Here is a 16175-nt window from a genome sequence, read left to right as displayed (position 1 = left end):
TTAGCCTAGGGATTTTTTTATTTTTTAAATAATTTTTTTATTGTCTTTTTATGTGATTTTGTTGTGTCATCTTCACTATCTTTTTTGTATTTGTTTATATATAGTAAAGCTGAAACAATTATTAAAATGAAGAATAATCCAAAGACTCCTATAAGTCCTTTTGTTAAAGTGCTTGCTTCTTTGAATTTATCAAAGACAGGTTTTGTATCTTTTTCTTCTTTCATCTTAAAGTTTTTAACATTACCATAAGAATCTATAATAGCTGAGTCACCATTTAATTTATATACCTTATCTGTTGATATATATTCTAGTGAATCTTTTAAAATATTTTCGTTTGGAGCTGTCATAACAAGCATTCCTCTTTGTGAGTTAAATGGTGAAACATCTAATTGGAATGTTGAAATTTCTTTACTGTATGGGTCTGTTAAAAATTCTTTTGCATTTGAATCAAATGCAGTAAAGTTATCTTTGTATTTAAACCATAAGTTATTATTTATCTCTTTAATAAACTCATTGTTTTTTGGAGTTCCGTAGACTATTATATTTTTATCATTTTTTAAATCCCCTACGTTATCTCCAGATGCTACAGTTAAACTTCCTCTGTTGTAGTGAACATCATTTCCTATATATGAGAACATATCTCCTAACGCAGTTAAATCACTTGAATTAATATCTTTTGGAACTACTAATAAAAGATCATTTAAATTATTATCTTTTATAAATGGACTAGGGTATTGTTTAAAGTAATAATTTGTATTGTCTGCTGTTGGAATATAAATATATGAATCTCCAGTTACGTAAGCCCAAGGCGTTTCTTCTTGCCTTTTTTCACACCAAGTGTTTTTCATCTCTAAGTCAAATGCAACTTCTATATCAAGGTAACTTGTATCTTTAATATCGTTTGGTATGTTAAATACTACTGAGTCTCCATTTGCCTTATCTTGCGTAAGCTTCTTACTTCCTATAGGAACTTTGTTTATATAAACAGTTACTAACGATCTATCAAAATCAAGATTCTCTGCATATCTAAAGTTTAATGAAACTTGCCCTCCAACTGCTAATATTTTATTTTTAGGTATAGAATAACCTAAATTAACGCTTCTTCTAAAAGGTCCTTTTAAAAGGATGTTATCTCCTGCAAGTTTGCTAAACTTAACTTTATCTATGTCTTTATCTAATTTATCTAATTCATCTACATTTTCTGTTACCTTGTATTCGCTTATATTTAGCTGCTTTACTATACTTTCGTTCATCAAAGTCCTAACTGCCTTTTCTAAGTATTTATCGTTTTTTGCAGTTATTATAAGAACTTTAGTATTATCAGTTTTTGTGTAAGGCGAATCTATAAGCTTTAGTATTCCCTCATTATCTGAAATAGCTTTTCCCCCATTAACTTCTTTTTTAAGTTCCTTTGGAAGATTCTCATAAAGACCTACAAAAATAGTATTTTTATTTTTTGACATATCACTATATTTAGATATTGTCCCGTTGTATTTTTGATCTTTTATAAGTCCTCCAAGATGAGTATTTAACATAAGTGAATCTGATATTTCACTATTTTCATTTTTGTCTGGTATTACTATTTGATTGTTACTTTTCTTCTCATCTGAAACCTCAATAAAAGGGTATGGGAAGTTAGATATCATATTATCTGCTCTTAATTTATTAAAATTAACTACTACTTTTGTATTTTTATTTATAGTTAACCAATTTGCATTATTTACATCATCAACGCAAGGTAAATCTGAAATTCTAGAATAGGATTCAACCTTTATTTCATTACTACCTACAGTTATTAATTTTTTTGGTATAGTTAATTTTATAGTTTGAGTTGTAGTATCTTTTTTATATTTAACTTCTTGAGATTTAAATGGAATTCCATTCACTGAAAAAGTTAAATATGCTTTAGCGTTTTTATCTAATATTTGATTTATACTGTAGTTAAACTCAAGTTCTGCAGAGTTTACTCTCCAAAAATTTTCTCTATCGGTATTAAAAAACCAACTATGCGATGAAAATACACCTCTAAATACTACATCACTTCCTAGAGGATATGTTTTTTGACCTGTTTGTTTTGTTACGTTTTTAGGGTTAATAATTGCATCTGCTTCTTTATATCCAAAACTTATAATTCCTATCGTGAATATAAATAAAGCTATAATAAATTTAAAAATTTTATTCCTTTTTCTTATCATAGGATTTCCTCCCTTCTAAAATCTTTCTGTTTTATACCATTTTACTTCTCTCTTTAATAATGTGAATTTTATATATCTATAAAATCCTAAAATAGCTACAACTGCCCAAAGCTTGCAATAAAAAAAGTACATTAAAAAGATTATAAAAGTATTTTTGATTGTTAATTCACCTTTTTCTGTAGATATAGCAACCATTATTGAAAGAATAAATACTAAAATTGCTAAAATCCAAAAGAAAAGACTATATCCGCTTAAGTGTAGGGTAATTAAACTAAGACCTCCTAATATAAATAATCCATCAGAGATTATACTAGCTGATAAAAATAAGAAGTAAATCATAGAGTAATATAAAATATCAAACCTTGTTACTCCTGCATCTTTTCTAAATAGATATTTGAAGTTCTTAATTACTACATATGTGTTCCCTTCAGCCCACCTTGTTCTTTGCTTTATCCATACTTTAAGGGTTTGTGGCTCTTGTTCCCAAGTTACTGCCTTTGGCATAAATTTTATTTTATATCCCATTCTATATATTCTAAAGCTAAGTTCTGTATCTTCTGTGACGGCTTTAGTATCCCATCCACCTATTTCTTCTATAATATTTCTTCTCATTATAAAATTAGTTCCTGGAATGGTGCAAAGATTTAAAAACTGCCACCTTCCGGCTTGAGCCATCCATTGAAATGTTAAAGTTTCTATATTTATAAATTTAGTTAATAAGTTTTTTCTTTTATTTCTACATCTGAATTTCCCTATAACAGCCCCTAAGCTATCATCCTCTTGTAGAGTTTGAACTAGGTATTTAAGTGCTGATTTTTCTGGAGTATTATCCGCATCATAAATTGCGATATATTCCCCTTTACTCTCTTTAAATCCGATATTTAATGCTGTTGATTTTCCTTTTCCCCCAGTTATACTATCTGTACTTATAACTATTAAATTTTTATCTGGTTTTTCTTTTTGAATATTAGTTAATATTTCATGAGAATTATCACTTGAGTTATCATTTATAACTATTACTTAATATCTATCACTCGGGTAATCAAAATCTAATAATGCCTCTACAGTTTTTCTTATTACTTTTGATTCGTTGTGAGCTGGTACCATTATAGTTACAAAAGGATATTCATCTAATTCTTCTTTTAATTTTAGTTTTTCTATCTTTGTATAATAAACATATCCTCCTATAACTAAAAGCACATTTATAAATATGATTATCCAAATCACTATTAATGAATAAATAGCTAAATAATCAAAAATATTCATTATCATTCTCCTTATTTAAAGTACTTCTTCCTATCAATCTTTCTACTTAATATCGCTATAATTATAAAAATACTACAAGCTGCTATTGCAAACATAATTACAACTTTACTAAACTTACTAATATCAATTCCTTTATCTTCGTTTTTATTTTCTGTATTATTTACCTTATTTTTAAACTCTTCGCTATTTATAAATCTAGTTTGAGTTACATCACTTCCATTTAAATAAATTCCAAGTTCACTTGATTTAATTTCTTTATCGTCTATTTTTATATTTGTTTTTAAATCCTCAGGATTTTTAAAATCAATACTATCTGAAACATTCTTTATATCTTTTATAAACTCTTTATTATCTAAATTAGCTTTAATAGAAACTGCAAAATCACTGCCCCTCTTTAAATCTTCTATATTTTTGTCTTTTGAATAGTTAAAATAAGTCACTATATTTTCTATTTTCGGATCATTAAATTCATTTATATCTAAAGACGATTTCTCATCATTTTTAATAAACAATGTATTACTTGATTCTAAAAACTCTTTCAACTTTCCATTATAAATTAACCAGTCTGGAATAGCTAATGCTATGGGATAAACCTTATAGTCAACTAATTTGCTATACCCAGCACTAATAGAATCTATTAATTCCTTTGATGTAACTTTGTCTTTTAACTCTATATAAGGTGTATCTAATATAATAAATCCACCTTTAGCTTGAGCATATCTTAATACTTCAGTGAATTTTCCCATAGAAGGTAGTTCCGTATTTAAATAAATAGGTCTTACATCTAAAATAAATGGAATACCTCTATTATTTAAAAAATCTATCTTTTCTACTAAAGAATTTAAATCCATAAAAGCATCTACATCGTCTAAAACTAAAAACTTTTCTTTATCTAAAGAATCATTACCTTTTATATAGGTAATGATTTTGTTTTCTGAACTTATTTTACTATTTAGAAAATTATCTAAACTTATATTAAGTCCATTAACTTTTTGACCTATCCCTATCTGTTTTCCTTTATATTTAGTTAAGTCAGACTTTAGAGTTTTTCCTATATCATCTCTGTTGTTGTTTAGGATTATTATATTTTTATATTTGAATATATCTCCATCTTTATAAAACTTGTAATTTTTAAAAGTTACTTCATCACTTGCTTTCATAGCTATTATATTAACTTCATTTAATATATCTTCGTCTATTCCATACCTATTGTAAGTATCAAATAAAATTAATGTACTCTCACCCTTTTCTACTGCATAAACAGGTTTGAAACTAAATATTATTGCAAAAAGGCAAAAAATCATAAGAATTTTTTTCTTTTTAAACATCATATTCTAATTGAGACTCCGCACGTTCTAAAAATTCTAAAGTATTTTTTATTTCAGGGTTCCACTCTAAAAATCCTGTTTGCAATTCTAGTTTTACAAGCCTTCCTGTTACTTTACTTTCACTTATTGCAATTTCATCTATTCTTTTCTTTATTCTGTTTTTTACTACTTTTGCACCTTCGTTATTTGTAATTAAAATAAAAGCAAATGAATCTTCATTTAAGATATATTTCCTGTCTTCATCTCTTAATAATTCTTCTATTGCTGAAGTAATTTCTTTCATAACATTTCTATACTCGTCTTTACCTAAAATATTTTTTATATTTTCACTATACTTTAATTTAGTTATCATCAAAGATAAAGGTAGTTCCTTATGCCTTTTTGTCATGCTAATATAAATAGGCATCTCATTCATAAATGATTTTAAGTTTCTAAGGTTAGTGTCTTCGTCTATCATAACTAAGTTTTTATTTTTAATATCTAAGTCTTTTACTTTCTATTGTAATTTGTTTATATTAACTGACAAAATAGATGTAACTAATGCCGCTATAAAAATAAATGCAAGCCAAAAGTAAGTATTAAAATCTATCTCTATCCCGTGAATTATATATTGGTATAATTTAAAAGTTATATAACCAAAATCTACTACTAATACAGTTAATAATGCAAAAGTTACATTTGTATAATAACTAACTATAGTTACCATCATTGCTACTAGAAACAAAGTATAGTTTTCATATCCTTGTTTAAAATTTAAAATACTAAAGCTAAGTCCAAGTGCAAAGAAAAATGCAATAAGTGTTGTTATACTAAGGTCTACTTTTTTTCTTATATCTAAAGAATTCACTTATTTCGCCTCCCTTTTTTCTTCTTTTAGTTTAAAGTATGAGTAGGTAAATAAAATTACCATCATATCAAAGCTCATATTATACATAAATTCGTGTTTAGTTAAATCTGCATCTCCTGCACCTACTAAGGATGCAATTATCTGCAATAGTCCAACTAAGAATATATAAATAAAAAGCTCTCCCATAAGGCTTTCTATTCCATTTTTATCTTTTCTTTCTCTAAAATATATCTTCATGACTGGCCAAGCTAAAATTATTATATATACTATAGAAAGATTTAAATTTTTAGGTAATAGATAGGTTTTAAATGAACTCCAGGCAGAAAAGAAATAGCTCTTCTCTCCAGGTTCTTTTCCTGCACTTCTTTCATAATTTCCTAATACAGCCGGTCTTATATAATAGGCATTTTTAAACCCTATTTTTGCCATTTTGTATATTTTTGTTGGGTGCTTTGCATAATATGCTATTATTTTTCCCATTGTAAAATGGTCATAATAATCTTTTTTTAGACTTTCATCTTTTAAATTAATTTGCGAAATAGCTTCAAAATAATTTGTTCCTTGAAGGAGGGCGTATTGTTTATTTATCCCCATCTCTTCTAATATTTTTTCTGGATCACTTTCATATAACAAAATACCTCTATTTAAAGCATGATACCTATTTATATAATCAAAATCTCCTTCGATTTTCTTATATAAAAATAAGGATCCTAGTATTAGTGCAATTATCGTAAAAAAGCCTATAATTGCAACATTATTTTTTTTATCAAATCTTATCATCCTAAAAATTAAAATAGCTACAAGAATGCCTGTAGGAGCTAACTGCTGCTTTGACCCTATAAATATATAGGTTATTACTGAAAATAGAATAATATTATACCAAGTTACTTTGTTAAATTTAATCATACATATCATTATGCCTATACTAAGCAAAAAGAAAGGTATATTTACACCTTCTCCAAAGAATGAATTAAAGTAAGCTATATAACCTGTATCCATAAAAATCAAAACATATAACAGAGTAAGTATTAACTTTTTAAAGGGACTTCTTAAATCGTATGTAAGCCCTTTTATAATAAGATATGCTGCTATAGCATGGATAACTAAAAGAATCGCTCCTAAAAACCTTATATCAAATAAATTATCGTTTCCGGTGAAAACTTTATCTAAAAATATTGCAGGTTTTATTACGAGCGATTGAGTTGATACAAGCATCTTAGAATTATCATTATAAAATTCGCTTATACCATAATCTTTTTCAAAATATTTAAAATAATCTTTATCTGTTTGTTGTTTGTCTGGATAATATAAATTATTATTTATCATTATCCTATAAAAATCACCGTTATTTGCCATACCAACATATGGTTTAAAAAATAATGTTAAACTTCCAATAACTATAACTAATATAACTGCTAAAATAGGGTAGTTTATTCGTTCAAGCAATTTATATACTTTCCCTTTCATAAACTTCCTCCCAAAAAATATTTCTTATATTTATTGTTTTCTAAAATGAGTTTTGCTACTCATTTTTATCTTATTTATAAAATTTTATCACATTAATAATAAAAAATACTTGTTTTAAACAGTTGTTCATACACTGTTTAAAAACAAGTATTATTCACAAATAATTATTAAATATCATTAAATTATTTATATGATTTTATCTACTATTTCATGCACGAAATCTATATGATTATTTGCAATATCTTTTATTATTTCTTCTGCTCTATTAAATGTATAACTATTTTCTGTAATTTCAAGCATTGATATATCATTTAAAGAGTCTCCAACTGTATATAAATCTTTTAACTCTTTATTTTCAAGTCTTAAAACTTCTCTTAATCCATTTCCTTTAGAACACCCTTTAGGCATTATATCAATAAAATATTGATTTCTAAACATAGATAAATCATCACCTAATAATTCATATAATCTCTCTTTAATTTTTTCTGCTCTTTCAACTGACTTATCGCTTGCAAAAACTCCTATTATAGAGGCATCTTTATTTAAATCCTTAACTTCTGAAACTTCCATAACATTTGCTGGGATAAATGATAAAAACTCAGAGTTTTTTATATCTACATTAGGATTATTTATTAATCCTATAGCTTGTCCGTAATCGAAATAAATTAATGTCTCTTCTTTATCATGAAATTCTTCTACTATCTTAATTAGAATATCTTTATCTATAGTTTTGCTTATAATCTTTTTTCCATCGCCATCTAAAACAACAGCTCCATTATTTAAAACCATATAATCACATTCTAAGTCATAGTTATCAAAAACTTCCTTCATTCCATTTACAGTTCTTCCTGTAGATACTACAAATTTATGTCCTTGTTCCCTAAGCTTTTGAATTCCCTCTAAATCCTTCGGTGAAATTTTTTGATCAATCATTAGAGTTCCATCTAAATCACTTGCTAAAATTTTCATATGTATTCCCTTCCTCCTTAGAAAAAAAGCGCCACATATAGATTATGCGGCGCATGTTTAAAGTTATTATATCATTAATTTTAAACTATTTCTTCTGATTTTTTATCTTTTTTCTTATATTTTCTGTGTAATAGTTCATGTGCTACACCGTGTCCTGGCTCTCCCATAAACTCTTTATACATTTTTAATAATGCTTCGTTTTCGTGTGATTTTCTTTTATTTAATTTCTTGTCTTGGTTGTAAAGTACAGATGCTCTTAAAGCTCTTATATTATGTTTTTCTCTCTCTTCTGCACTTACGTGTGGCTGTCCACCACCATCTACACATCCACCTGGACATGCCATAACTTCGATAAAGTGGTAGTCTTTTTCTTTCATTCTTCCACTTTCAATAAATTCGAAAAGATTTGAAGAACCATTTATAACAGCAACTTTATACTCAACCCCATCTATAGATACAGTTGCATCTTTTATTCCTTTTAATCCTCTAACTTCTTCGTAGTCAATTTCAGCTAAGTTAGTGTTTTCAACGAAGTCTTTAGCTGTTCTAAGAGCAGCTTCCATAACTCCACCAGTTGCTCCAAATATTGTTGCAGCTCCTGTGTATTCTCCCATAGCTGGGTCTGCATCGCTATCTTCTAATCCAGCGAAGTTTATTTTTCTATCTTTAATCATTTTAGCTAATTCTCTAGTAGTTATAACAGCATCGATTTCTCTTAAACCGTTAACTTCCATCTCTTCTCTATCAGCTTCGTATTTTTTAGCAGTACAAGGCATAACTGTTACTGTATATACATTTTTAGGCTCTACACCTGAAATTTTTGGATAGTAAGTCTTAGTAGCTGCACCAAATATTTGTTGTGGTGACTTTGCTGATGATAAGTTTTCTATTAATTCTGGGTAGTAGTTTTCTACTTGTCTAACCCATCCTGGGCAACATGAAGTTAACATTGGGAATGGTCCGCCATTCTTTATTCTTTGAATAAGCTCTGTAGCTTCTTCCATTATAGTCATATCTGCTCCAAAGTTAATATCAAATACTTTATCAAAACCTAATTCTCTTAATGCAGTGTATATTTTACCTGTTACGTCTACTCCGTAACCCATCTTAAATAACTCACCTAAGGCAGTTCTTACTGAAGGTGCCATAGCAACTAATACGTGCTTTTCAGGATCTTGAAGAGCTTCTTCAACTCTTTCTATATGGCTTTTTTCTTTTAATGCTGCAACTGGACATGCAGTTACACATTGACCACATAATATACAATCTGTATCATCAAAACATTTTTCAGCATCTGGTGCTACTTGTCTTACTCCGTTAAAGTTAGCTACTTTTATAACTTCAGTACCTGACTTAGTTTTACAGCTAGCTTGACATCTTCCACATAAAACACATTTAGATCTATCTATAACAATTGATTTACTTCTTTCATCAACTAATTTTTCTTTTTCTTCTGGTGTTGGTAAGAAAGGTGTTGTTGCTCTTGCTTTAGTTTTTATAACTAATTTTAAGAACTCACAGTTTTCTCTTCTTGGACAAGGTCCACATTTAAATTCATGTTTGTTAAGTAAAGTTGAAACTCTCATCTTAACTCTTTCTTGAACTTTTTCTGTATTAGTTCTAACAACCATTCCATCTTCTACTTTAGTTAAACAAGCTAAAGCTAAGTTTGGTTTTCCTTCTATCTCTACGGCACACACTCCGCATTTTCCAACATTTCCACATTCTTTTAAGTAACAAAGTGTTGCAATATCGTCTATACCATTTGCTCTTGCAGCATCTAATATCGATGTACCTTCTGCTACTTCTATCTCTTTTTCATTAATAAATAACTTTTTCATTCTAATAAAGACCTCCATCTATATTAAATTTAAAACCTCTGTAATTTTAAATTTTTATGCCTTTGTTATATTTTTAACTATATCCATTCTATCATAAACATTTTTAATTTACATTATTTTTTTAATGTAAATTAAATACATACTTATTAAGTTTACATTAATCTCCCTATTTTTTCAAATCCATTTTTTTATTCCTTGCATATGTATATACTTTATTCTATACTTTATTATATATTTCGAAAAAAGTCTTAATAAATCTAAAGGAGTATACTATGATACTTGTTTATAATAGAGATACTAAAAAATATGAAGAAGAAAAAGTTGCAGGTAAAAAGTACCTTGCTTGGTGCTACGAATCACCTGTAGGTAAAAAAGTAACTAAGATGATAATAAAAAAGAAATTACCATCTAAGCTTTACGGTTCTTTCTGTAATACTAAATTAAGTAGAAAAAAAATCCCTGAATTTATAGATGATTTTAATATAGATATGGATTTATACGCTAAAGATGCATGTGAGTTTAAAAACTTCAACGAATTCTTTGCAAGAAAATTAAAATCTACTTCTAGACCTATTCCCGAAGATAAAAATGTCTTAATATCTCCAGTCGATTGCAGACTTTTAGCTTATGAAGATATTGATATGAATAATATAGTTCAAGTAAAAGGCTTCAAATACAGCCTAAAAGAACTTTTAAGAAACGACGAAATTGCTAAAGAATATGAAGGCGGAACTTGTTTAATCTGTAGGCTTTGTCCGACTGATTATCACAGATATCACTTTATAGATTCTGGTGTTCCAGGTGAAATAACAAAAATACCTGGTAGCTACTATTCTGTTAACCCTATAGCATTAGATAGAATACCTAAATTATTCTGTCAAAACAAACGTGAATGGTCTTTATTTAAATCAGATAATTTCGGAGATGTAATATATGTAGAAGTTGGGGCAACTTGTGTTGGAACTATAATCCAAAGCTATACACCTTTTAAACACGTAAACCGTGGTGACGAAAAAGGTTATTTTAAATTTGGAGGTTCTACTACTATCCTGTTCTTTAAAAAAGGTATAGTAAAAATTGATAAAGATATAGTTGAACAATCTCTTCTTGGATACGAAACTAGAGTATTATTTGGAGAAAAAATCGGAACAAAAAGAAGCTAATTTAATTATTAGCTTCTTTTATTTATCTATAATACTTTTAAGTTCATTTTTAAATTTTTCTCTATCTTTATTTAGTATAACTAAATGAATTCCCATCTCTTTAGCTCGCTTTTCTATAGTTTGCTTTGAAGGCTTTTTAGTTGAAACTAAAATCTTTTTTGTTTTGTTTCCTCCAAGCCTTTCACTATAAATACTAAGCTCGTTTAATGCATTCTCATCGTATTTTTCACTGTCTTTGCAAGATATGCATATCATATTTGAATCTTTAACTGCAACTACATCTAGCTCGTTTCTAACAACATCGTCATATTTGTTCCACAAAAATATAAGCCCACTTTTAACATCGTCTATATCTTCTATTTCTTTTATTATATTTTAAGTAAATACTTCAAGCCAAGTTCCACTCTTAAAGATAAACCCTTTTAAATAATCATTTAAAAATTCTACTTTTATAGTGTCTTCTTCATCTCTTAATTTTATTTTTCCTTCTTCTTTTAGACTTAAAAGTATTTTGTTTAATAATTTTAATTCTTCTTTTTCTAATTTTTCTTTATGAATTATAACGTATTTTGGGTCTTTATAAAGGTGTTCAAATATACTAGTATCAGAAACTCTTTGTTTGTATTTGTGCCAAAGTTCTATATTATTAAATATTAATTTTGTATATCTTTTTATATCTTCTTTGTATGAAAGGTTAGAAGAATCGTAAATTAAATCATTTCCTCCACTATTTAATATATCTTCTATATTTAAATCAATATCTTTTAAAATATTTTTTTCTCCATTTCCCAAGAAATATTCTTTTTTCTCCAATATATCTAAATAAACTCTATCTATATTTAATTCTAATGATAATTTTAAAAGTTCTAAAGAGTCTATCCTTTTACCACCTGTAAGATTTATTAAAACTTTTCCCTTTAATAAATCTTTTAAGTCTTCACTCAAATCAGAAATTTTTATAAATTCAATATTTGTATCTAAGTTATTAGTAAACATTTCATTTATAGATTCTTTAAATTGAGCATTTTGAGGATGCCTCTCTAGAACTTTAATATTTTTTATATTATACTTTTTTGAAATTATTATAATGCTTTCGTTATGTTTATCTAATAATGTTATTAAGGTATCGTACATAAGCATGTCTCCTTACTCTTAAATATATTATTAGATTAACCTTATAAAATAATTTTAAACCTATTACTCTAAAATTATTTTATTTAAATAGTTTAAAATCCTACTATTATCAAACTTATATTTTTTAAATTCTATGTCTTTATAAGTTTTTATTGATTTTTCTAAAGTATCATAGTCTGTACAATTTTTAGTATAGCCTTCTCTATCAAACTTTTCGCATATCTCTAATTGGTGGTCATCGTTATGCTCATTATATTTTGATAGCCTTGGCATAGTTATAACTTTTTTATTATATTTAAACGCAGTGAATATAGAGCCTACTCCCCCGTGGGTAATAACTAAATCACTTTTATTTATATATTCATCAAACTCTCCCTGAGCTAAAAAAGGGATAACTTTATATTTTTTTGAAGTAAAAGGTGTATTACCTGATTGAATTACTACTTCTTCTTTTATATCCATCTTTTCAAGATAATTTAATAATCTAACAAAGGATAACTCATGAGTACCTAATATAACAAATATCATTAATATAAATCTCCTTCATATATAGATTTATCATATACATCAAGCATTTCTTCGTGTTGTACTAAAAACTTATCAGCTATTTTAGTTATCATTCTACCTGACATACTTGTAGACTTTACTCTAGCAAATGTCTCTATAAATATTATTTTCTTTTTGAAAAATTTTGCTATATAACACATAGGAACAGCGGTGTGTGCCCCTGTTGTAACTATAACATCTGGCTTTATTTTAAAATACAGATAAATAGATTTTAATATGTTATATGGAAATTTAAACATATAGCTAAGCATATAATTTCTAGCACCATAAACTAAATAATCTATTCTTTTTCCGTATTCTTTTTTTAATTTTATAGTTGTATCTGTCTTTTCAGTTATTATATGATAATCAAAATTTGAAAAAATAGGTTTCAATTGCATAAGCTCTGATAAATGTCCCCCAGTTGAAGAAATAAATAAAACCTTCTTCATAAAATCACCTACTTATCTTTCTTTAATATAATCCTATCTACAAATCTCTTTGAAGCTTTTCCATCTGTATAATCGAAAAATTTATTTTTAAATTCTCTAATCTTTTCATAGTCACAATCTTTTTCTAAAACGTGTAAAAGTTCATCTGTATTTTTTACTATAGGACCTGGAACAAAGCTTTCATAATCATAATAAAAATCTCTTTCATCTATATAAGTATCTAAATCATCAGCATAAAAAATCATAGGTCTTTCAAGTAATGAATACTCAAATACTATAGATGAATAATCAGTTATTAGCATATCAGTCATAACTAGTATGTCATTTATAGCTTCATAATCTGATAAGTTTATTACTCTATCGTTATCTACATTCCCTGTATCTTTTACAAAAGGATGCATTTTAAACCCTAATATATAATCTTCTGGAAGAGAATTAACTAATCTTGAAATATCAAAGTTTATACTCATCTTTGCATCTGACTGACTTGTTCCTCTAAATGTTGGTGCATAAAGAACTAGTTTTTTATCTCTAAGCTTTGGATATCTTGAATAAACTTTTTCCTTTGCAATCTTTTTTAAACCTTCATTAAAGAAAATATCAGTTCTTGGAATTCCTATAGGGTCTATATTTTCTTCTTTCATATTAAAAGCTTCTGCATAGTATTTTTTAACTTCCTCTGAGCTTACTAATACGTGAGTATAGTTACTATGGATAGGAATATATTTTACGTAATTATTATCTGCACCATAGTTTTTATCTAAAATACTAAATCCAAATTTTTTAAATGCTCCGCATGCATGCCAAACTTGAACTACTTCTGTTCCTTTTCTAAGGTTATTTACTACGTAAACTGGAAAGTAGAAATCATCTATTAAGAAAAACTCTGATGTAGCTAAATAGAAAGTTGCTCTCATCATATGAAGAAAATACTTTATGGTTCCACTTAATCCGCCTTGGTATTTTTGAAATAAGAATACACATTTATAATCTATTTGACTTTCTTGTATTTCAGAATATATATATTGGTAATTACCATTCATAGTATCTTTTCTATACGTTGCAAATACAATCCTTTTTTTAACTGGAACTATATAACAAACATAATAAACTATTCTAAGAAGGTATTTTAATATTAATCTTTCTAAAGTTTTCATAAACTTCCTCCCGCTATAAATCAAAAATAAGGACCCTTTTAATAAAGGGTCCAAAGTATATTAGCTTACAATTATATTCTCCAGTTTAAAACTGTTTTAAATGGTGTTGTTAAATCATGTTCAAAGCCTTTAACTATATCTTCAATTCCATTTACATCTATAACTGCTGATATAAGTTTTTCAAGTTGATTTTGAGCATCTTCATGCTCTTCTAAGAAATCAACTGCAGCTTTAAAATCTACTCTACCACTTCTACTGCTACCTACGATACTTAACCCTTTTTCTAATACCATTCTAGTATTTATAGGAACAGGATTTTCTGAAACTCCAAGTATAGCTATTGTTCCTTCTGGATTTATATAATCTATTATTTGATCTATTGCATATTCACTTGCTTTTCCACCAACAGCTTCAAAGGCGTGATCTACTTTTAAGTCGTCTGGTATATTATCTATTTGGTAAGTTCCATCTACAAATGAGAAGAAGTTAAGCTTTTCTTCGTTCTTACCAAATACTACGATTTTAGAATCTGGAAATTTCTTTTTAAGTATTAATGCTGTGATAAACCCAACATTACCGTCTCCCCAAACTCCTAAAACATCTCTTCTTGAATGTGATTTTTTATCAAATCTATCTATAGAGTGCATTGATACACTTATAAGTTCTAAAAATGATGCAACATCGTGATTTATCTTATCGTATTTTATTATTCTGTCTCTTCCCATGAATACGTATTGTTGCATAAATCCATCAAATCCACTAGCTCTAAATTTACTGCTTCTTAGATAGTTTTCTGCAATTATATTATCTTCTTCTGTTGGAGTGTTTGGAATCATTACTACTGTATCACCCGGTTTAAATTCTCCTTCTGGATCGTAAACAACTTCTCCAACGCCCTCATGGATTAAAGCCATTGGAAGCTTTTTCTTCATAGCTTCCTTTCCTCTAGTTCCTGTATAATATCTTTGGTCTGCTGCACAAACTGAAAGTCTTGTAGGTCTTACAATTATTCCATTGCCACCTAAAGATCTATCTTCAAACTCAACTGTTATTTGTTTCGCTGCTATTAATCTATATACTTTATTAATCATCTTATAAGTCTTCCTTTATTAAGGCATTAGCTAATTTTAAATCGTATGGAGTAGTTATTTTCATGTTGTAAACTTCCCCGTTAACTAATTTTACTTTTTCACCTTTAACAACAAATATCTTAGCAGCGTCAGTTAAAATCTCTTTTTCTTCTTTAGTTAATGCATTATACATTCCTACTAATTTAGTTATGTTGAAACTTTGAGGAGTTTGACCTTGATACATAAAATCTCTTCTTGGTATACTACTTATGTTTTCTGAATCTACTGATTCTACTATAGTATCAAATGCTGGTACTACAGTATCACAAGCACCAAACTCAAGTGCAGCTTTTATGTTATCTTCTATTATTCTATGAGTTAAGAAAGGTCTTACAGCATCGTGTGTTACTATAACATCATCTTCCTTTATTCCGTAATTTGATTCAATAAATTTTATTCCGTTCATTATTGATTCGTTTCTGTCAGAACCTCCAGCACAAACCTTTATTCTCTCTATCATATCTTTTGGTATATATTTATTAATTAAATCGTTTGTGTGTTGAATCCATTGACTAGGTGTTGTTACTATTACTTTGTTTATTTTAGTGTTAACTAAAAAAGTCTCTAAAGTATGAATTATTATAGGCTTTTCTCCTATTTTTAAAAATTGTTTTGGCATCTCCGTATTTCCCATACGTGTTCCTTTTCCACCAGCTAAAATCTCTGCGTAAATCATAATT

At 27.6% G+C, this 16175-nt stretch carries 15 protein-coding genes and 1 pseudogene; 1 reads left to right on the top strand and 15 read right to left on the bottom strand.

All coding sequences use genetic code 11. The annotated features are described in order from the left end of the window. Positions 1 to 17: 17 nt before the first annotated feature. The 8 genes and pseudogenes from M4I33_RS08505 to M4I33_RS08470 all read right to left on the bottom strand — a co-directional run bounded on the left by M4I33_RS08505 (position 18) and on the right by M4I33_RS08470 (position 9913). Complete coding sequence (locus M4I33_RS08505) at positions 18 to 2195, bottom strand: cellulose biosynthesis cyclic di-GMP-binding regulatory protein BcsB (RefSeq protein WP_257916384.1); 2178 nt, start codon at positions 2193 to 2195, stop codon at positions 18 to 20. Between the two features lie 15 nt (positions 2196 to 2210). After that, a pseudogene (locus tag M4I33_RS08500) lies at positions 2211 to 3461 on the bottom strand (glycosyltransferase family 2 protein). A gap of 11 nt (positions 3462 to 3472) precedes the next feature. After that, complete coding sequence (locus M4I33_RS08495) at positions 3473 to 4792, bottom strand: DUF2334 domain-containing protein (RefSeq protein ID WP_257916383.1); 1320 nt, start codon at positions 4790 to 4792, stop codon at positions 3473 to 3475. Next, entirely contained in the window at positions 4782 to 5246 is a 465-nt protein-coding gene (locus M4I33_RS08490) for a diguanylate cyclase domain-containing protein (RefSeq protein ID WP_257916382.1), read from the bottom strand. Before M4I33_RS08490 ends, M4I33_RS08495 begins: the two co-directional genes overlap by 11 nt. 39 nt (positions 5247 to 5285) lie before the next feature. Next, complete coding sequence (locus M4I33_RS08485; RefSeq protein ID WP_257916381.1) at positions 5286 to 5636, bottom strand: hypothetical protein; 351 nt, start codon at positions 5634 to 5636, stop codon at positions 5286 to 5288. Further along, positions 5637 to 7103: a hypothetical protein gene (locus M4I33_RS08480; protein WP_257916380.1), complete on the bottom strand. Its 1467-nt coding sequence runs from the start codon at positions 7101 to 7103 to the stop codon at positions 5637 to 5639. 186 nt (positions 7104 to 7289) lie between these two features. After that, positions 7290 to 8072, bottom strand: a complete 783-nt coding sequence (locus M4I33_RS08475; RefSeq protein WP_257916379.1) for an HAD family hydrolase — start codon at positions 8070 to 8072, stop codon at positions 7290 to 7292. A gap of 80 nt (positions 8073 to 8152) precedes the next feature. Further along, positions 8153 to 9913 carry a ferredoxin hydrogenase gene (locus M4I33_RS08470; protein ID WP_257916378.1) on the bottom strand — a complete coding sequence of 587 codons (1761 nt, stop codon included), beginning with the start codon at positions 9911 to 9913 and terminating at the stop codon, positions 8153 to 8155. 272 nt (positions 9914 to 10185) lie between these two features. Between M4I33_RS08470 and M4I33_RS08465 the strand changes: the two genes are divergently transcribed. Then, positions 10186 to 11076 carry a phosphatidylserine decarboxylase gene (locus M4I33_RS08465; protein WP_257916377.1) on the top strand — a complete coding sequence of 297 codons (891 nt, stop codon included), beginning with the start codon at positions 10186 to 10188 and terminating at the stop codon, positions 11074 to 11076. Between the two features lie 18 nt (positions 11077 to 11094). Here the strand turns inward: M4I33_RS08465 and M4I33_RS08460 are convergent, their stop codons facing one another. From M4I33_RS08460 to M4I33_RS08430, 7 genes are all read right to left on the bottom strand, one after another. After that, positions 11095 to 11436 carry a Card1-like endonuclease domain-containing protein gene (locus M4I33_RS08460; protein ID WP_257916457.1) on the bottom strand — a complete coding sequence of 114 codons (342 nt, stop codon included), beginning with the start codon at positions 11434 to 11436 and terminating at the stop codon, positions 11095 to 11097. 15 nt (positions 11437 to 11451) lie between these two features. Further along, complete coding sequence (locus M4I33_RS08455; protein WP_257916375.1) at positions 11452 to 12210, bottom strand: hypothetical protein; 759 nt, start codon at positions 12208 to 12210, stop codon at positions 11452 to 11454. A gap of 63 nt (positions 12211 to 12273) precedes the next feature. After that, a complete protein-coding gene (pssE, locus tag M4I33_RS08450; protein WP_257916374.1) occupies positions 12274 to 12738 on the bottom strand; it encodes a PssE/Cps14G family polysaccharide biosynthesis glycosyltransferase in 465 nt (154 codons plus the stop codon). Beyond that, positions 12738 to 13208 carry a PssD/Cps14F family polysaccharide biosynthesis glycosyltransferase gene (pssD, locus tag M4I33_RS08445; RefSeq protein ID WP_257916373.1) on the bottom strand — a complete coding sequence of 157 codons (471 nt, stop codon included), beginning with the start codon at positions 13206 to 13208 and terminating at the stop codon, positions 12738 to 12740. Before pssD ends, pssE begins: the two co-directional genes overlap by 1 nt. Positions 13209 to 13216: 8 nt before the next feature. Then, on the bottom strand, positions 13217 to 14365 hold the full coding sequence (locus M4I33_RS08440) for a CDP-glycerol glycerophosphotransferase family protein (RefSeq protein WP_257916372.1): 1149 nt from the start codon (positions 14363 to 14365) through the stop codon (positions 13217 to 13219). Positions 14366 to 14436: 71 nt separating this feature from the next. After that, on the bottom strand, positions 14437 to 15456 hold the full coding sequence (locus M4I33_RS08435; RefSeq protein WP_257916371.1) for a zinc-binding dehydrogenase: 1020 nt from the start codon (positions 15454 to 15456) through the stop codon (positions 14437 to 14439). Position 15457: 1 nt separating this feature from the next. Continuing rightward, positions 15458 to 16171: a 2-C-methyl-D-erythritol 4-phosphate cytidylyltransferase gene (locus M4I33_RS08430; RefSeq protein ID WP_257916370.1), complete on the bottom strand. Its 714-nt coding sequence runs from the start codon at positions 16169 to 16171 to the stop codon at positions 15458 to 15460. Positions 16172 to 16175: the final 4 nt, after the last annotated feature.

Source organism: Clostridium sp. LY3-2 (assembly GCF_024705715.1).
Classification (GTDB): domain Bacteria; phylum Bacillota; class Clostridia; order Clostridiales; family Clostridiaceae; genus Clostridium.
Note: the sequence above shows the minus strand (reverse complement) of the source record. Positions and strands in the feature narration are given on the sequence as shown.